The organism is Oscillibacter ruminantium GH1 (assembly GCF_000307265.1).
GTDB lineage: Bacteria > Bacillota > Clostridia > Oscillospirales > Oscillospiraceae > Oscillibacter > Oscillibacter ruminantium.
On record NZ_DF158900.1, the window covers coordinates 89,195 to 116,099 of the forward strand.

20 protein-coding genes, 1 tRNA gene and 1 riboswitch are annotated in these 26,905 nt (G+C 56.1%); of the genes, 18 read left to right on the forward strand and 3 right to left on the reverse strand.

Translation table 11 applies throughout. From position 1 onward, the window contains the following. Positions 1-231: 231 nt before the first annotated feature. A riboswitch (cyclic di-GMP riboswitch) is annotated at positions 232-311 on the forward strand. Positions 312-622: 311 nt separating this feature from the next. The 3 genes from ON16_RS12570 to ON16_RS12580 all read left to right on the forward strand — a co-directional run bounded on the left by ON16_RS12570 (position 623) and on the right by ON16_RS12580 (position 3,529). Beyond that, positions 623-1,048 carry an RNA polymerase sigma factor gene (locus tag ON16_RS12570; protein ID WP_040663246.1) on the forward strand — a complete coding sequence of 142 codons (426 nt, stop codon included), beginning with the start codon at positions 623-625 and terminating at the stop codon, positions 1,046-1,048. 529 nt (positions 1,049-1,577) lie between these two features. After that, complete coding sequence (locus ON16_RS12575) at positions 1,578-1,757, forward strand: hypothetical protein (protein WP_040663249.1); 180 nt, start codon at positions 1,578-1,580, stop codon at positions 1,755-1,757. 134 nt (positions 1,758-1,891) lie between these two features. Next, a complete protein-coding gene (locus ON16_RS12580) occupies positions 1,892-3,529 on the forward strand; it encodes a recombinase family protein (RefSeq protein ID WP_040663253.1) in 1,638 nt (545 codons plus the stop codon). 42 nt (positions 3,530-3,571) lie between these two features. Here ON16_RS12580 and ON16_RS12585 read toward each other — a convergent pair. After that, a tRNA-Ala gene (locus ON16_RS12585) sits at positions 3,572-3,647 on the reverse strand. Positions 3,648-4,283: 636 nt separating this feature from the next. On the opposite strand from ON16_RS12585, the gene ON16_RS12590 reads away from it, so the two are divergent. From ON16_RS12590 to pgsA, 9 genes are all read left to right on the forward strand, one after another. Continuing rightward, positions 4,284-5,633, forward strand: a complete 1,350-nt coding sequence (locus tag ON16_RS12590) for an FG-GAP repeat domain-containing protein (protein WP_040663256.1) — start codon at positions 4,284-4,286, stop codon at positions 5,631-5,633. Positions 5,634-5,659: 26 nt separating this feature from the next. Beyond that, positions 5,660-6,346, forward strand: a complete 687-nt coding sequence (locus tag ON16_RS12595) for a response regulator transcription factor (protein ID WP_040663259.1) — start codon at positions 5,660-5,662, stop codon at positions 6,344-6,346. Positions 6,347-6,385: 39 nt separating this feature from the next. Continuing rightward, complete coding sequence (locus tag ON16_RS12600; RefSeq protein ID WP_040663262.1) at positions 6,386-7,831, forward strand: sensor histidine kinase; 1,446 nt, start codon at positions 6,386-6,388, stop codon at positions 7,829-7,831. A gap of 161 nt (positions 7,832-7,992) precedes the next feature. Continuing rightward, positions 7,993-8,958, forward strand: coding sequence for a DUF1385 domain-containing protein (locus ON16_RS12605; protein ID WP_040663264.1), 966 nt, complete (start codon positions 7,993-7,995; stop codon positions 8,956-8,958). 31 nt (positions 8,959-8,989) lie between these two features. Continuing rightward, positions 8,990-9,856, forward strand: coding sequence for a peptide chain release factor N(5)-glutamine methyltransferase (gene prmC, locus ON16_RS12610; protein WP_040663267.1), 867 nt, complete (start codon positions 8,990-8,992; stop codon positions 9,854-9,856). Positions 9,857-10,154: 298 nt separating this feature from the next. Continuing rightward, positions 10,155-11,276 carry a recombinase RecA gene (recA, locus tag ON16_RS12615; RefSeq protein ID WP_081579702.1) on the forward strand — a complete coding sequence of 374 codons (1,122 nt, stop codon included), beginning with the start codon at positions 10,155-10,157 and terminating at the stop codon, positions 11,274-11,276. Then, positions 11,266-11,886 carry a regulatory protein RecX gene (locus ON16_RS12620; protein WP_040663270.1) on the forward strand — a complete coding sequence of 207 codons (621 nt, stop codon included), beginning with the start codon at positions 11,266-11,268 and terminating at the stop codon, positions 11,884-11,886. Before recA ends, ON16_RS12620 begins: the two co-directional genes overlap by 11 nt. A 120-nt stretch (positions 11,887-12,006) precedes the next feature. Further along, complete coding sequence (gene rimO, locus ON16_RS12625; RefSeq protein ID WP_040663272.1) at positions 12,007-13,323, forward strand: 30S ribosomal protein S12 methylthiotransferase RimO; 1,317 nt, start codon at positions 12,007-12,009, stop codon at positions 13,321-13,323. A 6-nt stretch (positions 13,324-13,329) separates the two neighbouring features. Further along, positions 13,330-13,851: a CDP-diacylglycerol--glycerol-3-phosphate 3-phosphatidyltransferase gene (gene pgsA, locus ON16_RS12630; protein WP_040663277.1), complete on the forward strand. Its 522-nt coding sequence runs from the start codon at positions 13,330-13,332 to the stop codon at positions 13,849-13,851. Between the two features lie 99 nt (positions 13,852-13,950). On the opposite strand, the gene ON16_RS12635 is transcribed toward pgsA, so the two are convergent. Together ON16_RS12635 and htpG are read right to left on the reverse strand one after the other, a co-directional pair. Continuing rightward, positions 13,951-14,967 (reverse strand): hypothetical protein, encoded by a 1,017-nt coding sequence (locus tag ON16_RS12635; protein ID WP_051131752.1) that lies wholly within the window; start codon positions 14,965-14,967, stop codon positions 13,951-13,953. A gap of 222 nt (positions 14,968-15,189) precedes the next feature. Then, positions 15,190-17,082, reverse strand: a complete 1,893-nt coding sequence (gene htpG / locus ON16_RS12640; protein WP_040663280.1) for a molecular chaperone HtpG — start codon at positions 17,080-17,082, stop codon at positions 15,190-15,192. A gap of 260 nt (positions 17,083-17,342) precedes the next feature. On the opposite strand from htpG, the gene ON16_RS12645 reads away from it, so the two are divergent. The 6 genes from ON16_RS12645 (at position 17,343) to ON16_RS12670 (ending at position 26,845) form a co-directional block, all read left to right on the forward strand. After that, positions 17,343-17,771 (forward strand): hypothetical protein, encoded by a 429-nt coding sequence (locus tag ON16_RS12645; RefSeq protein ID WP_051131753.1) that lies wholly within the window; start codon positions 17,343-17,345, stop codon positions 17,769-17,771. A gap of 298 nt (positions 17,772-18,069) precedes the next feature. Beyond that, positions 18,070-20,166: a 1,4-alpha-glucan branching protein GlgB gene (glgB, locus tag ON16_RS12650; RefSeq protein ID WP_040663283.1), complete on the forward strand. Its 2,097-nt coding sequence runs from the start codon at positions 18,070-18,072 to the stop codon at positions 20,164-20,166. Between the two features lie 12 nt (positions 20,167-20,178). Then, positions 20,179-21,387 (forward strand): glucose-1-phosphate adenylyltransferase, encoded by a 1,209-nt coding sequence (locus ON16_RS12655; protein WP_081579703.1) that lies wholly within the window; start codon positions 20,179-20,181, stop codon positions 21,385-21,387. Next, positions 21,384-22,499, forward strand: coding sequence for a glucose-1-phosphate adenylyltransferase subunit GlgD (glgD, locus tag ON16_RS12660; RefSeq protein WP_040663287.1), 1,116 nt, complete (start codon positions 21,384-21,386; stop codon positions 22,497-22,499). The genes ON16_RS12655 and glgD overlap by 4 nt, the downstream gene beginning before the upstream one ends. Before the next feature lie 66 nt (positions 22,500-22,565). Beyond that, entirely contained in the window at positions 22,566-24,422 is a 1,857-nt protein-coding gene (glgA, locus tag ON16_RS12665) for a glycogen synthase GlgA (protein ID WP_040663290.1), read from the forward strand. Beyond that, the gene (locus tag ON16_RS12670) at positions 24,419-26,845 is read left to right on the forward strand and encodes a glycogen/starch/alpha-glucan phosphorylase (protein ID WP_040663293.1); all 2,427 of its coding nucleotides are present in this window, start codon (positions 24,419-24,421) and stop codon (positions 26,843-26,845) included. Before glgA ends, ON16_RS12670 begins: the two co-directional genes overlap by 4 nt. The last annotated feature ends 60 nt before the right edge of the window (positions 26,846-26,905 follow it).

Below are 26,905 nucleotides of genomic sequence, written 5' to 3' on the forward strand. Positions count from 1 at the left end.
CAAAAACAGCAAGCAGGTATTGCGGCAGTCAGATCGCAATACCTGCTTTTTCAGTATCTATTTAGTAGTAGGTGTATCGTATCCTGTGCCCTTCATTTTTTTGCTTTCAAAATTAAAGACAACGGAATTGTATATTTGCAACATTATCAATAAATTTTTGCTTACTTATTTGTGCAATGTTGCATATTTTCTTTTGAATTGTCTTTAATTAAAAAATGGTTTTACTTATCAAAAGTAAAAGGGCAAAGCTGTTAAAAAGCGGTAACGCAAAACCGAGGGCTACTTTCTGAAGTGATAGCCTAATTGCCGCAGCAACAAACAATACAGCCCCCTGCCCTAAAAAGAGCAGGGGGCTGTATTATTTGCAAAACATATTAACTTCCAGAGTATATATAAGGGGTGCGATTCAAGTGAAAAACTGGAGGCGGAAATAAAGAGGCGCTCTATAGCGTTTATGATGAAAAATATAGATATAAAATAAGGGATGAACAGAGAAAGTCTGTAATTTGCCAGAAGCAAATTACAGACTTTCTCTGTTCATTGGTTGTACAAACCTTTTTCATACATTGCCGATCTCCTCCATTTCAAAAATTTTACACAAATTGAAATGGAGGAATACAGAATGGCGAAAATTGATCTACGGAAATACTACCCCGATTTCTATACCAACAACTGCATCATCGAGGTGCCGGACGAAGTTGCGGCACTTATGGATTCCTACGAACACGCTGAAGCCGCATACTATCTGCGGCAATACCGTCATAAGGCGTATTACTCTCTGGATCGCGGCGACGGAATCGAGCATGACATCCTGTTTGTGTCCCTGTCACCCTGTGAAATCTACGAGCGAAAAGTAACGGTCGAGCAGCTTCACACCGCTATTGCCGCCCTGCCGGACAAGCAGGCCAAACGCATCTATGCCTATTACTTCTTGGGGATGAGCAAGGCTGAAATTGCACGGGCCGAGGGTGTGGCGGTAAATGCCGTAAAGGATGCTATATCAAGGGGCCTAAAAAACTTGGAGAAAATTTTGAAAAAGACTATGTAACTCCTGTCGTTTGACCCCAAAAATGAAAAGGTTTATGAGGGATATGCTTTTATTCTTCGCTGAACCTTGAAAATCGAATAAGGGACAAGCCGGATACATACCGCAAGCAGCGGCATACAGGGAGCCGGACGGCGGGTGCGCCACGATCTTTCCTTACGCAGGAGAGGGTGATTGGATTTCAGCGTAACGGAAAGGGAGCGAAGAACACCAGCGCCGCAGGCAGAGCAGCGTCTAACTGACGCAGGGCGGCTCTGTGGCAATCATCTGTATGTAATGAAACTTCCGTTCAGTCACAGTCCGAGCGTGATAAAACCGTCGCAGGCAATGAGAACGGCCCGCCATCAGCATGGGGGAAGGTGCAATTCCTATGGTAACAGGTACGCCGCCTGTTCGTCCGGAATGTCTGTAAACATAAAAGCAAATCGAAACAAAGGGACAGCCGCGCCGTTTTGCGCTATGTGCAACGATGACCCAAAGGAAACGACGCGGCTGATATCCCTTATCATTGAACAGAAAGGAGCATCCATCTATGGAACAAAAAATACTAGAGCCTACTTCTCTGATGAATCAGCAGACCGATGGCAGAACCCAGGTATTGATGATAGAGGGATGCCGCGTAAAAGTCAATTATCTCCCATCTGAAAAGAGGAAAGAAAATGTCCTCGACAATATTCAAAAATCTTTGCTTGCCGCCTGCCAAACCAAATAAGCCGTACGGCAAGTTTGCATGTACTCATACCAAGTGCAATAATGGTGATGTACACTGCTCCTTGACAACCGAATATTGAAACGGAAACGAGCCATATACATCATCTTTCAAATATCTAAAGCGAGGTAATGTATATGGATAAACTAATAAATAGCAATGCTCCCCACAAACGTGTGTATTGCCTTTACCGCGTATCTACTTTGGGACAGGTGGAAAAAGACGACATTCCCATGCAAAAACAGTGCTGCCGCGAATTTGCGGAAACGCAGGGTTGGACCATTATTAAAGAGTTTTCCGAAAAGGGTATATCCGGATTCAAGGTGTCCGCGAAAGATCGAGATGCTATTCAGCATATCCAGCAGGACGCTGTTGCCGGGAAGTTTGATATTCTGCTTGTATTTATGTTTGACCGCCTCGGACGCCGTGATGATGAAACGCCCTTTGTCGTGGAGTGGTTCGTAAAAAACGGTATTGAGGTCTGGAGCGCGATGGAAGGACAGCAGCGGTTTGATTCCCACGTTGACAAGCTGATGAACTACATCCGCTATTGGCAGGCCTCCGGGGAAAGCCTAAAAACCTCCGTACGTGTCAAAACGAGGCTGAGCCAGCTTACCGAAGAAGGGTTGTATACCGGTGGCTCCATACCTTTCGGATACAAGCTGGAGAAAAAAGGCCGCATCAACAAGCGCAATCGTGAGGTTTTTGACTTAGCCGTCGATGAAAATGAGGCTGAGATCATTCAACTGATCTTTCATAAATATGTGGACGAAGGGTACGGGGCGCAGCGGCTGTGCCGTTTTCTGCATGACAACGGGATAAAAAGCAGAGACGGAAAGGGCTTTCCCAATACCAGCCTGAACCGCATGATAAAAAATGTGCTGTACACCGGCATCATCAAAAACGGCGACAGTCAATCGCAGTACATTGAGGAACTTCGGATCATCGACGACAACGTGTTTGCCCAGGCACAGGAGATCATGCGGCAGAGAACCCAGCCACATAGCTCTATTCCGCTTAACTGTAAAGGGAAGTCGCTGCTGGTGGGAAACATCTACTGTGCTCACTGCGGAAACCGGCTGACCCTCACTACCAGCGGGAGAAATAAAAAAATGCCTGACGGCACCATTCAGAAAGAAGTCCGTATGCGATACCAATGCCATTACAATGTTCGGCATCCCGGAGAATGCGACGGCCAATCCGGCTATTCTGTAAAGAAAGTGGACGGTATTGTCGATCAGCTCGTCCGCATGAAGTTTTCCGAGATCACTGCGGCATCGGAATCTGAAATTCTCTCCAGCCAGCATGAAAAAGATATTGAACTGGCAAACTCAAAATGCGAGATGGCAAAGAAGCATCTGCTGGACAAGCAGAAGGAGCTTGACGATTATAAAGGTGAAACCCTAAAAGTCATTCGAGGCCAGAGCAAGCTGAGTAGCGACCTGCTGAATACGTTGGTAGCCGAATCAGAATTAAAAATTCAAGAGGCTCAGACGAGTGTAAACACGGCAGAGGCGGAGTTGCAGGAGTTACTTGAAACCTCGGAGGGATTGAAGCGCGAGTACGACCAACTGTTAAGCTGGGCGGACCTGTACGACAAAAGCTCCTTCGAAGCAAAGAAAATGATAGTATCGCAGTTCATCAAGGCTGTTCGCGTCGGCAGAGATTACAATATTGAGGTGGATTTCAACGTGTCCTTTGAAGAATTACAGAGCTATCGTGCCGATCATTCCGGGCAAGAGAAAATGCAGGCACCTGAGTCACGCACCGCATAAAAAAGTTCAGGAAAAGCCACTTTTAATAGCTTTTCCCGAACTTGGTGGAGACGAAGAGGATCGAACTCTCGACCTTACGGATGCGAACCGTACGCTCTCCCAGCTGAGCTACGCCCCCAAATATTTCCATTTTTACTGATGCGAATCAAGTGGTTGCCAAGTGAGTTACATGAGTGTTGCTGAAACCGTACCGCGTGCTCTCCCAGCTGAGCTACGCCCCCAAATATTTCCAATTTTACTGATGCGAACCGAGTGGTTGCCAAGTGAGTTACATGAGTGTTGCTGAAACCGTACCGCGTGCTCTCCCAGCTGAGCTACGCCCCCAAATATTTCCAATTTTAGTGATGTGAACCGAGTGGCTACCAAGTGAGTTACATGAAAGTGGCTAAAACCGTACCGCGTGCTCTCCCAGCTGAGCTACGCCCCCATATGATAGGCAACTGCTGCTTGAAACATGCCGCGCGGAATCTGATGAAACTGAGCCTTTGAGGAAAAATGAAAAGCGCGGGACGAAAACGAATCCTACGGAACTCAGAGACAAATGATATTATAGCATGATTTTTAAAAATGTAAAGCGAAATTTTGCAAAAATCTTGGGAATGTGACGGGTACCCTGTGAAAACATGAACAGTCGGTAAATTGGACTGGGAAACGCAAAGAAACACTACCAAACGAAAAGAAATTATGGTATACTGCTATAATTGAAATGATAAAATCCCGGTATCTATGGGGAGAGGAAGGAGGGGCGGATGCGTTGAAAAAGAAGCTGGGGCGGGGAACCGCCCTGATCCTTTTGTCCGCTCTGTGCCTCTTTTTAAGCGGCTGCACCGGACTGAGGCTGGGCACAGTGGAGGACCTTTACTGCCTGCCCAGCCTGCCCAGCGAGTATCAGGATCTGGAGGCCAGCATCACCGCCCTGATCGAGGAGGGCGCGGAGTATGCAGCGCCGTCGTCCGGGTCGAATATCCAGCCGGTGCAGTTGGTGGATCTGGATGGGGACGGACAGGAAGAAGCTTTGGCATTTATGCGCAAACCCACGGAAGAAAAACCACTGAAAATTTATATTTTCAGCGCGGAGAGCGGCAGCTATCAGCAGTCCGCGGTGATCGAGGGCAGCGGGAGCGCCATCTTCAGCGTTGTTTACAGCGATCTGAACGGCGATGGCCGCACAGAGCTGGTGGTGGGCTGGAAAACCGCGTCCGAAATGCAGGCGCTTTCCATCTATACGCTGGAAAACGGCCAGCCTGAGGAAATTTTACGCACGACCTACGTGAAATACGTCCTGACCGATCTGGATAGCGACGGCCTCAATGAGCTGGTGACTTTCCGCGCCGACACGGAGGGAATGGGCCTTGCGGATATGTATATCTGGCAGGATGGAACGATGACGCTGAAATCCTCTTCCAAAATTTCCGTAACCATGGCGGAGTTGAGTAACCTCGGACGAGTTGTGACCGGCGCTGTTCAGGGCGGAATACCGGCCCTGTTCGTGGTGGGCGTGGTGGATTCCAGCACGGAGATCACGGATATTCTGATCTCTCGAAACGGGGAACTGAACAACATTGTCCTGTCCAACATCACCGGCGCATCCACGGAGGTGGCACGGTTTTTGTCGCTGTATCCCATGGATATCAACGGCGACAAAATAACGGAGGTGCCGGTTCCGGTACTGCTGGCCGGATCGGACGAGGCGCAGAGCTATTACCGCATCGAGTGGTTCGGCTATGACGCATCGGGCGCGTCCACCCGGGTGCAGTCCACCTACCACAATGTGGATGACGGCTGGTATCTGGTGCTGCCGGAGAGCTGGCGGGATCAGGTGCTGGTGCGGCGGGAGGTCGGCCCCGAGGAGACAACGGTGACCTTCTTCTTCCGAAATGGCGCCGAATTTCAGGAGTTTATGAAAATCAGCGCTATCACCGGCGACAGCCGGGAAATTAAGGCCGTGCGGGGGGGGCGATTTATCCTTAGCCGCAGGGCGGAGACAATTTATTCCGCGGAGCTGCTGGCGGCCAACAATTCGTGGACGCTGGGCATTACCGAGGATCAGCTGCGCGGAGCCTTCAGCCTGATTACGGCGGAGTGGCTGGCGGGCGACAACTAAACCGCAGAGAAAGGACGGAAGTGCTCATGAAAAAGGTTTTGGTGCTGGAGGACGAGTCCAGTATTCGCAGTTTTATCGTGATCAATCTGCGCCGGGCAGGATACGACGTGATTGAGGCGGAGACCGGGGAGAATGCGCTGGAGTGCTTAAAGGACAATCCGGATACGCGGGTGGCGCTGCTGGACATCATGCTGCCGGGGATCGACGGCTTTGAGGTCTGCCGCCGCATCCGGGCCACCAATACGAAGATCGGCATCATTATGCTCACCGCCCGCTCTCAGGAGATGGACAAGGTGACGGGGCTGATGACCGGAGCGGACGACTATGTGACCAAGCCCTTTTCTCCCGCGGAACTGACCGCGCGGGTAGACGCGCTGTTCCGCCGGGCCGGGGGAGAGGAGCCTGCTCCGGCCGGAGAACTGAACCAGCCCCCGTTCCTGCTGAATACCCGCAACCGGACGCTGGAAAAAAACGGCCGACGGGTGAAGCTGACGCAGGTGGAATACTCCATCGTGAAGATGTTCATGGAGAATCCGGGAAAGGCCCTGAGCCGGGAGGAAATCTTGGATACGGTCTGGGGCCGGGACTATTTTGCGGAGCTGAAGATCGTGGATGTGAACATCCGGCGGCTCCGTCTGAAAATCGAGGACGATGTAACCAATCCCTCTTTTATCACCACGGTCTGGGGATACGGATACAAGTGGGGCCTTTAAGCCCGCGGCGGGAATACAGGAAAAAGAGGACGAAAAGCAATGCCGAAAAAAGGCGGGAAAAAACAAAAAAGATATCTGCGCATCAGCGGACTGCGCCAGAGATGGATTATCAATACCATCATGCCGGTGTTCGTTCTGCTGGTGCTGATCGTGACGCTGTTTTCCGCCGGTGTTGCCAGCTATTATTACAGTGGAATGCAGCGGGGGCTGGAGATTCGGGTGCAGGACGCTGCGGACTCCTTCAACAGCTATTTCATGAACAGCTACACCGAATACTATCAGATGGCGGTGTATTACACGGATTCCTTTGACGACAAAGACCGCATCGAGCTGCAATTTATTAGCCCCAGCGGCCGCATTCAGGCGTCCAGCTACGGACTCACCGTGGGTACCTCGCCTCGGACCACCGATATCACAGATGCGGTTTCCACGGGGGAAAAGGCGGTTTTTCAGGGAAAGGACCCCGCCACGGGAGAGAGCATTCTGTCCGTGGCCTACCCGCTGATGTTCAATGAGCGTGTGGTGGGCGTGATGCGGCTGGTGACGGCGCTGCGCACCGTGGACCGGCAGGTGATGCTGGCGGTGCTGGCGGTGTTTTTAATCGCGGCCGCCTGCATGGCCATGGTAGTGATCTCGAACCTCTTGTTCATCAACCGGGTGGTGGAGCCGGTGGCGGTGGTGTCCGACGCGGCAAAACGCATTTCCGGCGGAGGCTACGGCATCCAAATTGAAAACCGATATACGGACGAGTTGGCAGGGCTGGTGGATAACATCAATGATATGTCCCTGAAAATCGGACAAAACGAAAAGATGAAGACGGAGTTTATCTCCTCCGTCTCCCACGAGCTGCGCACGCCGCTTACAGCCATCAATGGCTGGGGCGAGACGATTTTGGCCGACCCCTCCAACGAGCCGGAGCAGATGAAAAAGGGCATTCGCATTATTTTGCGAGAGGCCCGGCGGCTTTCCACCATGGTGGAGGAGCTGTTGGAGTTTTCCAAGATGGAGGACGGGCGCTTTACGCTGCGGGTGGAGCCGGATGTGGACCTGCAAAGCGAATTTGAAGACGCCATCTTCACCTATCGGGAACTGTTTCGTCAGGAGGGGATTGAATTGGAATACGACACCGACGATGAGGAGCTTCCCCCTATCTCCGCAGATCCGGAGCGGCTTAAGCAGGTTTTTTGCAATGTGTTGGACAACGCTGCCAAGCATGGCGGCTCCGGTAAGCGCATCGCCGCCTCCGTCACCATGGAGAATGCATACGAAGTGGTGCGAGTGCGGGACTTTGGCCCCGGCATCCCGGAGGCGGAGCTGCCCTTTGTAAAGCAGAAATTTTACAAGGGTTCCTCTAAGGCCCGGGGCAGCGGCATCGGCCTTGCCGTTTGCGATGAAATTGTCACGCTGCACAACGGAAAATTTGACATTGCCAACGCCGAAGGCGGCGGTTCGGTGGTCACCATCCGCCTGCCCATGGGAAATTAAAAAACCGCCTTCGCGCCGTGCCGTCCCATGGCGGTCGGCGCGTGGGCGTTTGCGCTGTGCGGAGGAATCGGCGGGAACCTTTAGACCGTACAATTGTGTAGAACAAATGTTGCATTTATAAAAAATCTGTGCTATTCTAAAAAACATAGAAAGGGACACACATGGCAGATAACAATTCCTGCGCCTTCCGCACCAGCATCGGCGGGCAGGCGCTGATCGAGGGCATTTTGATGCGCGGACCGGAAAAGCAGGCCATCGTCGTGCGGGATCAGGACGGAAATTTGGTGGAAAAGGTGGAGGAGCTTCATCTCATCAAAGAGCGTCATCCCGCTCTGGGGTGGCCGCTGGTGCGGGGCACCGTGAACTTTCTGGATTCCATGATTAAGGGCGTGAAGGCCCTGATGTATTCGGCGGATTTCTATCCCGAGGACGAGGCGGCGCAGCCGTCTAAATTCGACCTGTGGCTGGAAAAGCATCTCTCCAGCAAAAAGCTGGAGGGGGCGCTGATCGCGTTTGCCACCTTTTTGGGTGTGGGCATGTCGGTGCTGCTGTTTCTGGTGCTGCCCACGTTTATTACCGGTGGAATTCTTCACTTTTTCCCGGGTTTCCCCCTGTGGGGACGAAACGTGGTGGAAGGTATTTTGAAGATCGTGATCTTTATGATTTATCTGATTGCCTGCTCCAAAATGAAGGACATCTACCGGGTATTTCAGTACCATGGCGCGGAACACAAGACCATTTTCTGCTACGAGGCGGGTCTGCCGCTGACGGTGGAAAACGTGCGCATCCAGCCCCGGCACCATCCCCGCTGCGGAACCAGCTTTTTGTTTGTGGTGATCTTTGTGTCAATTCTGATCTCCTCCGCCGTGTTTGGTGTGTGGCCCATTACAAACGTATGGCTTCGGACGCTGGTGCACCTATTGCTGCTGCCGCTGGTGGTGGGAATTACCTATGAATTTAACCGCTGGGTGGGGCGCAGCAGCTCCGGTCTTGCCCGCGCGCTGACCGCGCCCGGTATGTGGATGCAGAATTTCACAACCAACGAGCCGGACGATTCCATGATCGAGTGCGCGATTCGGTCGCTGGAGCTTGTTCTGCCGGATAAAAAGGGACAGGACGCCTGGTAAGGGTGTGTGTTTTGAAAAGGGAGAATTTCAAGTGAGCACGACCTATAATAATTTGTATATGGACCTCCGGGCCGGCTTGAAAGCCGCGGGGGTGGAGATGGCAACGCTGGAGGCACGGGAGCTTGTGTGCTTTGCCACCGGCAAGAGCCGGGAAGAACTGGTCCGGGACGGAGCGCTGTATGCCTCGCCGGAGTTGGAGGAGCGGACGTACGATCTGCTGAAGCGGCGTCTGGCAGGAGAACCGGTGGCGTATCTGATCGGCGAGTGGGAATTTTTCGGACTGCCGCTGGACATTTCTTCGGATGTGCTGATCCCCCGGGCCGACACTGAGGTGCTGGTTGCTCAGGCCATCGACTTTTGCAGATCGGTGGGCGAGTGCCGGGTGTTGGACCTGTGCGCGGGGAGCGGCTGCGTGGGCCTTGCCATTGCCAGCCAAACCCAGCAATCCCGGGTGGTACTGGGCGAACTGAGCGAGGCGGCGCTGAAAATCTGCCGCCAGAACATCCGGCGCTGCGGCCTTTCCGGGCGTGTAATCTCCTTGCAGATCGACGCGCGGCAAAAGCCCTCGGTAGCGCTGGGAGAGTTCCAGTGCATCGTGTCCAATCCGCCCTATATTCCCGCCGGAGACATTCCGGGTCTGGAACCGGCAGTGCGGGATTACGAGCCGCATCTGGCGCTGGACGGGGGAGAAGACGGGCTGGATTTTTACCGCGATATCGTGCAGAAGTGGCGGGAGGCGCTGTCACCCGGCGGACGGCTGTATTTCGAGGTGGGAATCGGTCAGGCGGACAGTGCGCTGCGGATCATGCGCGCGGCGGGCTTTGGAGATATCCAAGTGGTGAAGGACACCCACGACATTCCCCGTGTCGTGTTTGGAACGCTGTGCGCCGAGGTTTGAGCTTCGGGCAGTGCAGGCGGAGAAGGAACGTACATTTCAGGCAACACCGCACAAAGAACGCCTAGCGGCTTTGCGCACAGCTTTCTTGGATATTTTCCGCCATCTTGCACAGAAGTTTTTTGCCATACGTCAATATGGCGGCAAAATTCCGATACGATCTGACGAAAAATCTGACTGCGCAATCTGCACGCAATCTCTGTGCGGTGTTACCCTAAAAACCGATGGGATCGGATGAGATACACACTGAATTTCTGGTCCGGGCAGAGACGGCTGCCTGAAAAACAAGGAGGAAGAAAGCATGGCAAGAGATAAAGCGGCGGCGTCCTCGCTGCCGGACAAGAAGGCGGAGCCGGCATCCGACAAGGATCTGGCCATTAAAACCGCCATTTCCCAAATTGAAAAGGCATATGGCAAGGGTTCTATCATGCGGCTGGGTGACCGGGCGAATCTGGAGATCGACACCATTCCCACCGGGTCGTTGTCGCTGGATCTGGCGCTGGGGATCGGTGGCCTTCCCAAGGGCCGTATTGTCGAGATCTATGGGCCGGAATCCTCCGGCAAGACCACGCTGGCGCTCCATGTAGTGGCGCAGGCCCAGAAAAAGGGCGGCGAGGTGGCCTTTGTGGACGCGGAGCACGCGCTGGACCCGACTTATGCCCGGGCGTTGGGCGTGGACATTGAAAACATGCTGATCTCCCAGCCGGACACTGGTGAACAGGCGTTGGAGATCACCGAGGCGCTGGTGCGTTCCGGCGCTTTGGATGTGGTGGTGGTGGACAGCGTGGCCGCGCTGGTTCCCCGGGCGGAGATCGAGGGCGACATGGGCGACAGCTACGTGGGTTTACAGGCCCGGCTGATGAGCCAGGCCCTGCGCAAGCTCACCGGCGCCATCGGCAAGACCAACTGCATTGTTATTTTCATCAACCAGCTGCGCGAAAAGGTGGGCGTGATGTACGGCAACCCGGAAGTCACCACCGGCGGCCGTGCGCTGAAGTTCTATGCCTCTGTTCGCATCGACGTGCGCCGCATCGAAGCACTGAAAAACGGGACGGAGCTGATCGGCAACCGCACCCGGGCCAAAGTGGTGAAAAACAAGATGGCCCCTCCGTTCCGGGAGGCCGAGTTTGACATCATGTATGGCGAGGGCATCTCGCGGTATGGCGAGCTGGTGGATCTGGGTGTGAAGCTGGATTTGCTGCAAAAGTCCGGATCTTGGTTCTCTATGGGCGAGACGCGCATCGGGCAGGGCCGGGACGCCGCGAAAAAGTATTTGCAGGAAAATCCCGAGGTGACGGAGCAGCTGGATGCGGACATCCGCAAGAATTTTGACAAACTGCTGACCGGACAGTCCCGCGTGGCCGCAAAGGCCGCGGGCCGGGCCGTGGATGTGGACGCCGACGATTTCAACGATGAAAATTGACCATCTGGAGCGGTCAAAGCATATTAACGGCCGAGTCTTGGTGTTTTTAGAGGATGGAACCCTTCTTAAGGTCACGGAGCAGGAACTGCTGGATTTTGGCCTTCGCAGCGGGGATGAACTGGACGGAGAGACGCTGGAACGGCTGAAAAATGCCGCTGGAACCTCTGATACGAAGGCGAAAGCCGCGGCTCTGATCGGGCGGCGGGCCATGTCCCGCCGGGATTTGGAGAAGAAGCTGACGGAAAAAGGCGCTTCTCAGGCGGAAGCACGGTACGCCGCCGAGTGGCTGGAGGCCATCGGCGCGCTTGATGACGGAGAGTATGCCGCGCTGTTGGTGCGCCACTGTGCGCAGCTGGGCTATGGCCCCGGACGGTATCGCAGCGAGCTGTATAAACACGGCGTGAACCGGGAACTGTGGGAGGACGCCATGGCTGCCGCCCCGGACCCGGCGGAGCTGATCGAGCAATATCTCCGGGACCGCTTTCGCAAGGGCCCGCCGGATGAGCGGGAGCGCAAACGCGCCGCCGACGCGCTGGCCCGCCGGGGCTTTGGCTGGGGCGACGTGAAAGAGGGACTTGCCCGGTGGGAGGCGCTGGGAGAAGAGGACTGAGCCCCTTCTCCCAAAACGCATTAAAACTGCTGCCAAGGCGCCGTGAAGCGGCTTTGCCGAAGAAAAGTCCTGTTCGGGCACGGTCTAAAAAATGAAAACCAAAGCATTGGAGGAAGTATTTTGAGTTACAGTGTTGCGTTTATCTCTCTGGGCTGCGCAAAAAATCAGGTGAACTGCGAACAGATGATGGCCGCCGTCGCGGCGGGGGGACACTCTGTCGCCGCCGACCCCAGCGGGGCGGATGTGGCGGTGGTGAACACCTGCGGGTTTTTGGCCTCCGCCTGTGAAGAGGCTATTGACAACATTTTGCAGATGGCGGAGCTGAAAAAGGCTGGAAAGCTGAAAAAGATTCTGGTCACCGGCTGTATGGCCCAGCGGTACAAAGAAGATGTACTGGGAGAGCTGCCGGAGGTGGACGGAATTCTTGGCACCGGCAGTTACGGCGACATTTCCGCCGCCGTGGACGCGGTGATGGCCGGTGAACGGCCCTGCCGCTTTGGCAGCATTCACACGGCCGAGCAGGAAGGGGACCGGGTGCTTTCCACCCCGCCATGGTATGCATATCTCCGCATTGCGGAGGGCTGCGACAATCACTGCGCCTATTGTGTGATCCCATCCCTGCGGGGCAAGTACCGCAGCCGCCCCATGGAGCATCTGTTGGAAGAGGCACGGGACCTTGCGGACCGGGGCGTGAAGGAACTGATCGTCATTGCGCAGGATATCACCCGGTACGGAACGGATCTGACGGGAAAGCACGAACTGGCCCACCTGCTTCGTGAGCTGTGTAAGTTGGACTTCCACTGGATTCGGCTCCATTATCTTTACCCCGACGAAATCACCGACGAGTTGATTGATACCGTGGCCGCGGAGCCGAAGATTTTGAAGTATATTGACCTGCCCATCCAGCACTGCAACGACGCGATTCTAAAGGCAATGAATCGCCGGGATACCAAGGCGGAGCTACTGACGCTGCTGAAAAAGCTGCGGGAGAAGATTCCCGGTCTGGTGCTGCGCACCAGCATCATTGCGGGACTGCCGCTGGAGGATGACGCGGCGTTTGAGGAACTGTGCGCCTTTTTGCGGGAGACGAAAATTGAGCGGGCGGGCGTGTTCCCGTTTTCTCCGGAGGAGGGAACGCTGGCCGCGAAAATGGACCATGTGGACACGGAGGAAGCCCAGCGCCGGGCGGAGCTTTTGGTGGACGTGCAGTCCGACGTGATCGATGGGTACAACGAATCCGTGCTGGGTACTGTGCGCGAGGTGTTGTGCGAGGGCTTTGACACGCAGGCGCAGCTTTACTATGGGCGGAGCTATTCGGAGTCTCCGGACATCGACGGACGCATCTGGTTTTCCGGGGATGAGGCTCAGCCGGGTACCTTTGTCAACGTCCGCCTTACCGGCACGATGGACGGCGAGCTGACCGGAGAAAAGGAGTGAGGCCCCATGAATTTACCCAATAAGCTGACGGTCCTGCGGATTTTGCTGATTCCGGTATTCATGGTTGTGCTGTACTGGGGGTTTCCCGGCGCGAATTACGTGGCGCTGGTGATTTTTATTCTTGCCAGCCTCACCGATCTGCTGGACGGAAAGATTGCCCGGGCGCGAAATCTGGTGACAGACTTTGGAAAGTTCGCGGACCCGCTGGCGGACAAAATGCTGGTGACCGCCGCCATGCTCTGGTTTGTGGAAATCGGGCTGATGCCCGCTTGGGCGCTGCTGATCGTCATCTGCCGGGAGTTCGCGGTGAGCGGACTGCGGATGCTGGCGTCCGATGCGGGAAGGGTCATTGCCGCCGGCTGGTCCGGCAAGGTGAAAACCGCCGCCACCATGGTTTGCGTGGTGCTGATGTTCCTGCCCATTCCCGCGGTGCTGAACACCGTGTGCGTGTGGGTGATTGTGTTGACCACGCTGTACTCCGGCGTGGAGTATTTCATGAAGAACAAGGACGTATTTCGGTCCATGTGACAAAAGGCCCCGTCTCTCTTCCTCACGGAAGAGAGACGGGGCCTTTTTGGCTAAGAAAGAGACGATTGCGGAGTGTGCCGCGCGGCTGAAACGGATCGCTTACAAGCTGCTAAACAACCGCGTCACAATTTCCTCTGCACCAAGCGCCGCAAAGTCGTCCGGGTCCGTGAGAACACCGCCATCTTCAAACGCCCAGCGGAACACGCCGCCGGAAAAATCCGTATACACGGCATAGGGCTTTCGCACCGGCGCATATCGCCGGTACCAGACGGGACAGTGCCGCTTCATGACGGACTCTGCCAACGCCAGCGCCGCGCAGCTGTCTGAATCGGACGGAGACAGGGCGCTGAGCTGCACGCCGCCGCCGGGACAGTCGAGGCGGCTTTCCGTGGGTGTGGAGTGGGCCAGCAGAATACTGCCGTCGCCGCAGGTTCCCACACACAGCCAGACATGGCCTGTGATGCTGCATACATCCCCGGGGCAGAAACTGCCTGCATCTTCCGTCAACCGGCCCCAGCCCCGGCGGGCAAAGTCACGGGCCATCTCCTGAGCGGGGCCGACATAGCCGGGAAGGCAGCTGGCTTCGTGGAGCGTGTTGTACACCGCCCAGCCCAGATATCCGGAGCAGTCCAGCCCCGCAAAGTAGTAGGAATTCCGCCCGTAGGCGGGGTAAAAGTCCCGATAGGAATAGCGGAGGACCTGTGCTTGGAAGAACGCGAACCACTCCGGCGCAAGGCCGATGGAGACGGCCTGCGGCCCTGCTCCGGTATCCTGCCAGTTCCAGCCGCCGCCGTAGACATACAGCGCCTGTCCCAGCGGGGTCATGGCAGTGGCCAGCAGGTTTTTCAGCGTCCGCAGACCGGGAACATAGCCGCTGAACGGGGCTGGGGCGGGGGGCAGCGCATCGCAGGGGCAGACGGCCGACACAAGTCCGTTTAGAATTCTAATTTCATAGGTCCTGCCGATCTGCAAACAGTTCAGCAGTGCAAAGTCTCGGGCGGCAGAGACGGGCAGGCGATACAGGACCCCGTTGATCTGAAATCGGCAGCAGGGGTTCGCCGTGTCCTCATCCAGTGTGGTTTTTTTCGGCACAGCGCCCAGAAATACGGCCTTCATATCGTTTCCTCCTCCGGCGCGGATGCGCCTTGGTCTGCATACTCCGGTCTATGCACAAAAAGACCCTTTGATGACATGCCGGAGCGCAAGCTGCGTGTGTGCTTTGCCGAAACAAAAAAATCCTGCCGCCGACGAAAAAACTCGCGTTAAACGAAGCTGAAAAGATCTGCCGGAAAGATCTTTGAGACCTTTCCGGCAGATCAAATGTGCTTTTAGGGGGAATCAGACCAGCAGTTCACACACCAGATCGGTATAGCCGGAGGGATCCTCCAGCGGCAGACCCGCGATCAGCAATCCCTGATCAAAGAGGAGGGTGGCATATTTCTTCGCCTTCTCTGGGTCGTCCGTCACGGCCCTTTCCAGCGCAGCAAACACGGGGTGCGCCGTGTTCAGCTCCAGAATGCGGTCTGCTTTCAGCGCCTGCTCCGGCTGGACGGCGGCAAAATACTTCTCCATCTCAAAGCTCAGGCCTGCTCCGGCGGTGAGGCAGACGGGATGGGATTTCAGGATTTTAGAGGCCTTGACTTCTTTCACCTGATCACCAAGTGCCTCCTTCACAAAGTCAAAAACAGCCTTGTGATCGTCTTCTCCGCTTTCCTCCTGCTTCTTTTCCCCGTCCTCAGCGGGGGCGGCGTCGCCGGACAGGGCGGAGAGGAATTTCTTCTCCTGATAGGTCATGAGGGTCTGGGCCGTAAACTCGTCCACGTCCTCCGTGAAGTAAAGAATTTCTGTTCCCGCGTCTTTCAGCCCCTCCAGCTGGGGCAGGCGGTCGATGGACTCCACCGTCTCGCCGGCGGCGTAGTAAATGCTCTCCTGTCCCTCTTTCATCCGGGAGAGGTAGTCCGCCAGCGACACGGGCTTTTTCTCTGTGGAGGAATAGAACAGCAACAGGTCCTGCAAATCTGCCTTGTGGGTGCCGAAGTCGGCTACCACCCCGTATTTCAGCTGACGGCCGAAGTTCTTCCAGAACTTTGCATAATCCTCCGGCTCGTCCTTCATCATCTTGGCGAGGTCGGCGCGAATCTTTTTGTCCAGATTGGAGGCAATGACCTTTAGCTGCCGGTCATGCTGCAAAAGCTCCCGGGAGATATTCAGGCTCAGATCGGGGGAGTCCACCACACCGCGGACGAACCGGAAGTGTTCCGGCAGGAGGTCGGCACACTTGTCCATGATGAGCACGCCGTTGGAATAGAGCTGCAAACCTGCCTCAAAATCCTTGGAGTAGTAATTAAAGGGCTGCTGAGAGGGGATGAACAAAAGCGCCTTGTAGGTCACAGTACCCTCGGCGGACACCGCGATCACCCGCTGCGGGTCTGCGTAGTCGCTGAATTTATCCCGGTAGAATTTGTCGTATTCCTCTTTTTTCACCTTGGACTTCTGGCGCTGCCAGATGGGAACCATGGAGTTCAGCGTTTCCACCTCGCTGTAAGTCTCATACTCCGGCTTGTCGTCGGGAGAGTCTTCCTTCTTGCGGGTCTTGCTGACCTCCATGCGGATGGGGAAGCGGATATAGTCGGAGTATTTGCGCACCAGTTCCTGAATGCGCCAGCCTTCCAAAAATTCGCTGTATTTCTCGTCGTCCGTGTCGGGGCGGATGTGCATGATGATATCGGTGCCGACGGCGTCCTTTTCGCATTCTGTAACCGTGTATCCGTCCGCGCCGGAGGACTGCCACATGTACGCCGTGTCGCATCCGTACTTCTTTGTAACCACTGTAATGTGGTCGGCAACCATGAACGCGGAATAGAAGCCCACGCCAAACTGACCGATGACATCGGTGTCCTTTGCGTCGTCTCCAACCTCCTGCTTGAACTGGAAGGAACCGGAGGAGGCAATCACGCCCAGATTGCGCTCAAGGTCCTCCTTGTCCATACCCACGCCGTTATCAGAGACGGTGAGCAGCCGCGCGTCCTTGTCCGCGCGAATCTCAATTTTAAAATCCTTGCGGCCAAGGCCCACGCTCTCGTCGGTCAGCGCCTTGTAGCACAGCTTGTCACATGCGTCGCTGGCGTTGGAGACGATCTCCCGGAGGAAGATCTCGTGATGGGTGTAGATGGAGTTCACCATCAGATCCAACAGCCGCTTGGATTCCGCTTTGAATTGTTTCTTTGCCATGGATGATACACTCCCTTTTTTATTTTTGAACAAAAGACATTATACCATTGTATGCAAAAGAAATAAATATCTAATTGTAAATTCCGGTCGTCTCTGGGGAAATAATGCCGCCGCCCTTGAAATGTCCGTCCCCGAAAAGCAGAAAGAAATGACCAATTTGTAAATTCCGAGCAGAAATGGTTGTGGGGAATGAAAATTGCGAGTAAAATATGTCTCAAATCCCAAATGGGATATGTTTTTTCAAAAAGGAGCCTTCCTCTATGGGGTTTATGCAAAAATTAAAAAACGGATTTGCCCGTCTGATGTATGGGCGCAACGGCGTGGATCAGCTGGGGATGGCAACGATATGGGCCTGCCTGATTCTGGACATCGTTTCTATGTTCCTGCAGCGGCGCGCGGCGGTGGCGGCAGCGGTGCTGTACTGGGCGGCCATGGTGTTGTGGGTTCTGGCGATCTTTCGGATGTTTTCCAAAAACCTCTATAAGCGCAGAGAGGAGAACAGCCGCTGGGTGCAGATGCGCTGGAAATTCCAAAGCGGCCGCCGCGGCGCCAAGGAGCGCCACGCCGACAAGGATCACAAGTATTTCACCTGCAAGGGCTGCAAGACCATCTGCCGCGTGCCGGTGGGCAAGGGCAGCGTGGAGATTACCTGCCCCAAATGCGGGATGAAGATCCACGGAAAAACATGATTTTGAATGGAACGAGGCGACCGTCAAAGACGGCCGCCTCGCCGCATAGTGCCATAAGACTGCTTTCTAAAAGACGCTGTTCTTTGGAAAAGAACGGAATTGTAAAAAAATCCCGTTCCTTTCCATAAAAAGACGTTGAAATCCACGAAAGCACCTCTTATATTTCGACAGGTCGCGTTCTTGACGCTTATTTTACCGTGGGGTATAATTATTATAACAAAAACAGTGGACCGTAAGACAGACGAAAACGATTAACTGCCTGCGGACGAACAGTCCCCGGCGGGAGAGGAGTGAGGTCATGGCGGAGAGCGGACAGGCTTCCGGCTTCCATGCGGGCACCCTGACGGATGGTTGGACTTGGTTTGGCGCACATCCCGCGCGCAGACGGAACAAGGAGGGGTGGACGTTCCGGGTCTGGGCGCCCCATGCCGCGCATGTCAGCGTTGTGGGGGATTTCAACGAGTGGGATGTTTTCGCCGCGCCGCTGGAGCGGGAGGGGGAGACGTGGGTTGGCTTTTTGCCGGACCTGCCGCAGTACACGTCTTACAAATACGCAGTGACCGGGACGGACGGGAAGGTGCGCTATAAAGCCGACCCCTATGGATTCCACACAGAGACGCGTCCCGCCACGGCCAGCAAGCTCATAGATATCTCCGGCTTTTCGTGGACCGACGAAAAATTCCGGGAGAAAAAGGGCAACCGGCCCGTCTACACCTCGCCTCTGAACATCTACGAGGTGCATCTCGGCTCGTGGCGGCGGCCCAAGGACGGGGGATTTTACAATTACCGCGCCATCGCCAAGGATCTTGCCGCTTATGTGAAGGACATGGGATTCAACGCTGTGGAGTTGCTGCCGATCACGGAACACCCGCTGGACGACTCGTGGGGTTATCAATGCACCGGGTATTTTGCCCCCACGTCCCGCTACGGAACCCCGGCGGACTTCATGTGGTTCGTGGATTACATGCACAAAAACGGAATCACCGTGATTTTAGACTGGGTTCCCGCTCACTTCTGCAAGGACGAACAGGGCCTGTACGAGTTTGACGGAACCTGCTGCTATGAATATGCCGACCCGAAAAAGCGGGAGCACGCCGGATGGGGCACCCGTATTTTTGACTATGGCCGACCCGAGGTGGTCAGTTTCCTCCTGTCCTCCGCTCGGTTTTGGCTGGAAATGTACCATATCGACGGATTGCGGGTGGATGCGGTGGCCTCCATGCTCTATCTGGACTACGACCGGCCCGCCGGACAGTGGACCCCCAACAAGGACGGCGGACGCGAGAATTTGGAGGCTGTGGAATTTTTGCGCAGCCTGAACCGCATGGCCTTCTCCGTGGACCCCAGCGTGCTGATGGTGGCGGAGGAATCCACCGCTTGGCCGCTGGTGACCCGCCCGCCGGAGTCGGGAGGGCTGGGGTTCAATTTGAAGTGGAACATGGGCTGGATGAACGACATGTGCCACTATCTGAAGCTGGACCCCTATTTTCGCCAGTTTAACCACAAGGACATCACCTTTTCCATGATGTATGCCTTTTCCGAGAACTATGTGCTGCCTCTGTCCCACGACGAAGTGGTACATATGAAAGGGTCGCTGGTGGGGAAGATGCCCGGAGACTATGAGAATCAGCTCCGTTCTCTCAGGGGGTTCTATGCCTACCTTCTGGCGCATCCCGGAAAAAAGTTGCTGTTTATGGGGCCGGAGATTGGCCAATGGCACGAATGGGACGCAGGCGGTCAGCTGGACTGGTATCTGCTGGACACGGAGATTAATCGGCAGACGCAGATGTTTTTCCGGGCGGCCAACCGGTTTTATCAGAAGACACCGCCGCTGTGGGAGGTGGACTTTCAGTGGCAGGGGTTTGAATGGCTGGTGCCGGACGACAACCACAACAACACGGTGGTTTTCCTTCGCAGAGACGCAAAAGGCCGTGACCTTTTGTGTGCGGTGAACTTCTCTCCAAACGCCTATGCGGACTACCGGGTGGGCGTGCCGGATCACCGGCGGTATGTGGAGGTGTTCAACACCGACGCGATGGAATTTGGCGGCGGCGGATACGGAAACCCCGAGCCGGTAGCCGTGGAGGCCATTCCTTCTCATGGACGGGAATATTCGGTGGCCTTGCGCATCCCGCCCTTTGGCGGTGTATTTCTCCGGGGAGAGGGCACGGCTGCCGCGAAAAAAACTACGGGAAAGACGACAAAGCGTCCCACCGGGAAGAAAACCCGGCCCGTGCCGCAAACGGTAGAGTTGTCCGCTGAAAAAGCAGTGAAAGTCCCGGGAAAAAAGCCGGAAAAAACCGCGCCGCAAAAAGCGGGCGGCTCCACAGCGGAACAAGAGAGGAACCCGGGCAAAGCGGCCGCGAAATGCGCGGCGGCGAGACTCGAGAAATAAGGAGGCAGAGGCATGAAAAAAGAGTGTATCGCCATGCTGCTGGCAGGCGGGCAGGGAAGCCGCCTGTACGTGCTGACCGGCGAGATGGCAAAGCCCGCGGTCCCCTTTGGCGGAAAATACCGGATTATTGATTTCCCTCTGTCCAACTGCGCCAATTCCGGCATTGACACCGTGGGTGTACTGACACAGTATCGCCCGCTGGAGCTGAACGCATATGTGGACAACGGCCAGACCTGGGATTTGGACAGCTCCACCGGCGGCGTTCATATCCTGCCGCCCTATCAGTCCGCCGCAGGCGGTACTTGGTACAAGGGCACGGCCAACGCCATCTTCCAGAACATCGCCTTTGTGGACCGGTATGACCCGGAGTATGTGGTGATCCTCTCCGGCGACCACATTTACAAGATGGACTACTCCCAGATGGTGGAGCGGCACAAGGAATCCGGCGCCGCCTGCACGATTTCCGTCATGGAGGTTCCATGGTCCGAGGCTTCCCGCTTCGGTATCATGAACGTGGATGGGGACGACATGGTGGAGGAATTTGAGGAAAAACCGAAGCATCCCAGAAGCAATCTGGCCTCCATGGGTATCTATGTGTTTACGTGGAAGACCCTGCGGGCCTATCTGGAGGCGGACGAGGCAAATCCCGCGTCGGAGAACGACTTCGGGAAAAACGTGATCCCCGCCATGCTGGGCAATGGGGAAAAGATGGCCGCCTATCGGTTCACGGGCTATTGGAAAGATGTGGGGACGCTGGAGTCCTTGTGGGACGCCAATATGGATATGCTGTCTCCGGAGTCCGGTCTGGACCTTCTGGACGAGTCTTGGCCCATCTATGCCAAATCCATTTCCATGCCCACGGCCTATCTCGGCAAGCACGCCCGCGTGAGCCACAGCGCGTTTAACCGCGGCGGCGACTTGGAGGGCAGGATTGAAAATTCGGTCCTCTCTGCCGGGGTCAACGTGGAGGAGGGCGCCTCGATCAGCTATTCCGTGCTGATGCCGGGCGTTACTGTGAAAGCAGGGGCCGTGGTGGAGTATGCGATTGTGGGGCAGGACGCGATGATCGGAGAGAACTGCCGGGTGGGTACGTCGCCGGAGACGGTGGACCCGCTGGCGTGGGGCCTTTCGGTGCTGGCTCCGGGCTGCGTGCTGGAGGCGGGAACCGTGGTCCCTCCCAAGACCATGCTGGATAAAAACGGCGAGGAGGTGGCGAGATGAACGGACTGCACGGAATCCTCTTCTGCTATGAAAAGCGGAATGACCTGAAAGACCTTGTGGAGACGCGCTCTGCGTCCTCTATGCCTTTTGGCGGACGATACCGGGCCATCGACTTTGGCCTTTCCAATCTGGTGAACGCCGGGGCCACGGATGTGGGCATAGTGCTGCACGGTCGGTACCAAAGTCTGATCGACCATCTGGGCAGCGGAAAGAACTGGGATCTGAGTCGTAAACGCGGCGGACTGAAGCTGCTGCCGCCCTTCGCCTATGAGCGGCAGGGCGGAGGAACCGGCGAGTTTCGGGGCAAGATGGAGGCGCTGGCAGGCGTGCGCAGCTACTTGGATACTATCCGTCAGGACTATGTGGCGATGATGGATGGCGATCTTGTGGTGAATCTGCCTCTCAGCGAGATTTTGGAGGGACATATTCATTCTGACGCGGACATTACCGCCGTGTGCGGAAACGACAGCTTTGCTGTGGACAACGGCACCTATTTTGAGCCGGACAGCGAGGGACGTGTCCGGGAGGTTCTCTATCATATGCACACTCCCCGGGGTTATCGGGGGCTGGAAGTTTACATCGTCTCCACCCAGCTTTTAAAGGACTTGGTGGACGAGTGCATCAGCCGCGATCAATACAGCTGGCGGCACGATGTGCTGCAGGCCAGAGTGAAGGAGTTGAACATCCGCTCTTATATTTGGACGGGGTTTGCCGCGCAGATTCGCTCCGTACAAGAGTATTATGACCGGAGTATGCAGCTGCTGGACCCGGCTATCCGGGTGGACCTGTTTGCGCCGGAACGGCCCATTCGGGCAAAGAATGCCGACAAGTCTTCCAGCTATGTGGGTCCTGCGGGCCGCTGCGTCAACTCTTTGGTGGGCGACGGGTGCAATGTGGAGGGCCTTGTGGAAAACTCCATTCTATTCCCCGGCGTTGCGGTGCAGGAGGGCGCGCGGGTGCGCAACTGCGTGCTGTTCCGGGACACGGTGATCCGCCGCAATGCGGATCTTGCTTATATCATCGCGGATAAACGGGTAGAGGTGCTGGCGGACCGGACCTTGATCGGTCACTCCTCTTACCCCTTGGTACTGGGAAAGGGTGCCTGCGTGTAACACGCAGACGCCGGGTGGGTCCGCCTCTTCGGACCGGTGCTGTGAGAACGGAAAGGGGAAACTGCCATGAAAATTTTGTATGCGACCAGCGAGGCCGTGCCCTTCTGCAAAACAGGGGGATTGGCCGACGTCTCCGGCTCTCTGCCCGCCGCTGTTGCGGCGGAGGGTGTGCAGATGGCCGTGGTGCTGCCGCTGTACCAGCGGGTGCGGGAGCAGTTTGGCAAGGAGCTGGAGTACCTGAGCTACGATTATGTGAATCTGGCGTGGCGGCGGTGCTACTGCGGACTGTTTCGCCTTTTGCGGGACGGAGTGACCTATTACTTCCTGGATAACGAGCAATATTTTAACCGCCGGAATTTATACGGCTATATGGACGACGGGGAGCGGTTCGGTTTCTTCTCCCGAGCCGTGGTGCGGATGCTGCCCCACATGGCCTTCTGGCCGGATGTGATCCACTGCAACGACTGGCAGACCGCTCTCATCCCCATCTACCTGAAGGACGACGGCGTGCGGGAAGCACGCTACCGCTCCATCCGCACGGTCATGACCATTCACAACATTGAGTATCAGGGCCGGTATGGCACAGAAGTCGTGGGCGACCTGTTTGGTCTGGACCATGGCTGGGTGGACGACGGCACCATTATGATGGACGGCGATGTGAACCTGCTGAAGGCATCCATCCTCTGCACCGACGCGGTTACCGCCGTGTCCCCCAGCTATGCCGAGGAACTGAAGTACGCCTTTTTTGCCCATGGAATGGAGAGCGTTATGCGCCGGTGTGCTTATAAGCTCTCCGGCGTGCTCAACGGCATTGATATGAAACGCTATGACCCGGCGAAAGACAAGTATCTGACGGCGAATTACACAGCTGAGCATCTTGCGGGAAAGGCAAAGGACAAGGCGGAGCTTCAGCGGATGATGGCTCTGCGGGAGGAGCCGGACACGCCGATTCTGGCAGTGGTCAGCAGGCTGGTGCCCCACAAGGGACTGGACCTTATCAAAGAGGTCTTCCACGATATTATGGAGCTGCCGGTGCAGATGGTGGTGCTGGGACAGGGTGACCAACAGTATCAGGACTTTTTCGCTTGGGCGCAGACTCAGTATCCCGGTCGGATGGCGGTCCGGCTGGACTATAACGAGGCACTGTCCATGGCGATCTACGGCGGAGCGGATCTGTTTTTGATGCCCTCCAAGAGCGAACCCTGCGGACTGAGCCAGATGATCGCCATGCGGTACGGCACGGTGCCCATCGTTCGGGAAACCGGGGGCTTGAAGGACACCGTCCAGCCCTATGAGTCGTGGCGGGACACGGGCAACGGGTTTACGTTTGCCGCTTATAACTCCGGCGACATGCTGTTTGTCATCCGGCAGGCCGTGGGCCTTTACTGGGACTATGGAGATCAGTTCCGCCGCCTGCAGCAGCGCTGCATGGCGGGAGACTTCAGCTGGAAGCGCAGCGCGGGTGAGTACCTGCGGATTTATCGCAGCGTGACCGGTCAGCCCGGACCGGCTATCCCCAAAGAAGAACCGGAGACAAAGGGGGCTGCTGCGCCGGCAGCTTTGGGCGAAACGCCCGCCGAACAGGAGGCTCCGCCAAAAAAAGAGGAGGAGCCGGAGCCGATGTCCGAGACGGAGGACTCCCCTGAAATGGCGGGAAAGCCCGACCAGCTCAAGCTGGTGGGAAAGCCCGACCAGCCCAAACTGGCGGCAAAGCCCGACCAGCCCAAATTGGGGGCAAAGCCCGACCAGCCCAAACTGGCGGGAAAGCCTGACCAGCCCAAACTGGTGGGAAAGCCCGACCAGCCCAAGCTAGAGGAGGGAACTGCCCAGCCTGCGGCAAAAAAGACTGCCGCGAGAAAGGTGACCCAAAAGAAAGGACCTGCGGATCAAAAAGAGAAGTCCGCGGATAAGGCAAAAGAATGACGGCATTTACAACAAAAGAACTGGAAGACGCCCTGACCGCAAAGCTGATGGTCAATTTCGGCAAGACCGCTGAGGAGGCCGGAGACGCGGAGATGCTCCGCGCCTGCGCGTTGGTGCTGCGGGATGCCATGGCCTTGCGGAGCGTGGAGACGCGAAAGGAGACGCGCCGGGAGAAAAAGAAGAAAGTCCATTATTTATCTCTGGAATTTTTGATGGGACGGAGCCTGCAAAAAAATGCTTATAATCTGGGTGTTCTGCCTCAGATGAAAGAAGCGCTGGAGCATCTGGGCTTTCAGGCGGGAGATATTTTTGAGCTGGAGCCGGATGCAGGTCTTGGAAACGGCGGATTGGGCCGTTTGGCGGCCTGCTATCTGGACTCTTTGAGTACGCTGGAAATTCCCGCGGCAGGCTATTCCATCTGCTATGATCTTGGCATCTTCAAGCAGAAGATTGTGGAAGGTCAGCAGGTAGAACTGCCTGACAGCTGGAAGGGGATCGGCTCCGCGTGGCTTCTTCCCAAGCCGGAAGAGGCCCAGCAGATCCGCTTCGGCGGGACGCTGCGGGAGTTTTGGGATGACGGACATCTTCACATTGTACAGGAAGGGGGGACCACGGTGCTGGCCATCCCCTGCGATATGGAGATCGCCGGCTACAATACCCGCCACACCAACACCCTGCGCTTGTGGGACGCCAAGTCCCCCAAGCCCGTGGATATGAGCCTTTACTCCAAGGGCGAGTATTTCAAGGCCACGGAGGACGAGGCCATGGCGGAGGTCATCGCCAAGGTTCTCTACCCTGAGGACAACCACATCGAGGGCAAGTCCCTGCGTCTCAAACAGCAGTATTTCTTCGTCTCCGCCACGGTGCAGAGCATTGCGGAAAAGCATTTGGCGGAGTTTGGAACCTTAGTCAACTTCCATGAGAAAAATGTCCTCCAGATCAACGACACCCATCCGGCTCTGGTGATTCCGGAGCTGATGCGGATTCTCATTGACGACGCGGGCATGGAGTGGGATCAGGCGTGGTTCATCACCACCCACTCCGTGGCCTATACGAATCACACGGTGCTGGCGGAGGCGTTGGAGAAGTGGCCGCAGGATTTGTTCCAGCAGATTCTGCCCCGTATTTGGCAGATCACGGTGGAAATTGCCCGGCGCTGGCAGGAAACCTGTGAAAACTTCTTCCATGACATGGAAAAGGTTCGGGACACGGCGGTGATCTGGGACGGCGTGGTGCGCATGGCCAACCTGTGCATTGCGGGGGGAATGAGCGTCAACGGCGTGAGCGCGCTGCACTCTGAGATTTTGAAGAAGGACGTGTTCAAAAACGCCTGCGCCATGGAGCCGCAGAAATTTACCAACGTCACCAACGGCATTGACCACCGCCGCTGGCTGGCGGAGATCAATCCCCGGCTCCACAGCCTTGTGTGCGACCTGACGGGCGGGGAGCGGTATCTGATGGAGCCGGAGGCGCTGAAACAGCTGGACGATTACGCCGCCGACCGGGAGGTTTTAATCCGTCTGGCGGACATCAAGCGCAAAAATAAGGAGGATTTCGCCGCCTACGCAAAAAAACAGCAAGGAGTTTTTTTGAATCCGGACGCGATTTTCGACGTACAGGTGAAGCGGCTCCACGAGTATAAGCGGCAGCTTTTGAATGTGCTGCACATTATTGCGCTCTATCAAAGATTGCAGGACGATCCTGCCGCTATCACCCAGCCCCATACGTTCCTTTTCGGGGCAAAGGCCGCGCCGGGATACGCGGTGGCAAAGCGGATCATCCATCTCATCAACTCCCTCGCGGATCAGATCGACCACGACCCCATCTGCGAGGACAAATTGCAGGTGGCGTTTCTGGAAAACTACCGGGTGTCGCTGGCAGAACGGCTGATGCCCGCCAGTGAGGTCTCCCAGCAGATTTCCACCGCCGGAAAAGAGGCCAGCGGAACCGGCAACATGAAATTCATGATGAACGGCGCGCTGACCGTGGGGACGCTGGACGGTGCCAACGTGGAGATGCACGATGTGCTGGGAGACGAGAACATGTTCCTCTTCGGCCTTCGCTCCGACGAAGCGGCGGCGGTTCGGCGGGAAGGATACGTTTCCCAGCGGCTGTACAATCGGGACCCGGTGCTTCACCGGGTGCTGGACGCGCTGAAGACCGGCTTCCGGGACGGCGTGAACTATGAGGATCTCTACCAGCGCCTGCTGTTTGGCGACCGGGGCGGCCCGGCGGACGAATATCTGCTGTTGGCGGATTTTCAAGCGTACTGCGACGCGGAGAAGCGGATGGCACAGACCTATGCCGACCCGGCGAAGTGGAACGAAATGAGTCTGCACAACATTGCCCGCAGCGGTATTTTTGCCGCCGACCGGGCTGTGAGACAATACGCGGACAATATCTGGCATGTACCCCATCGCTAAAATGGAAGGCAAAAGCGCGCGGAGAGTAAGCTCTCCGCGCGCTTTGCACGTGTTTTTGCC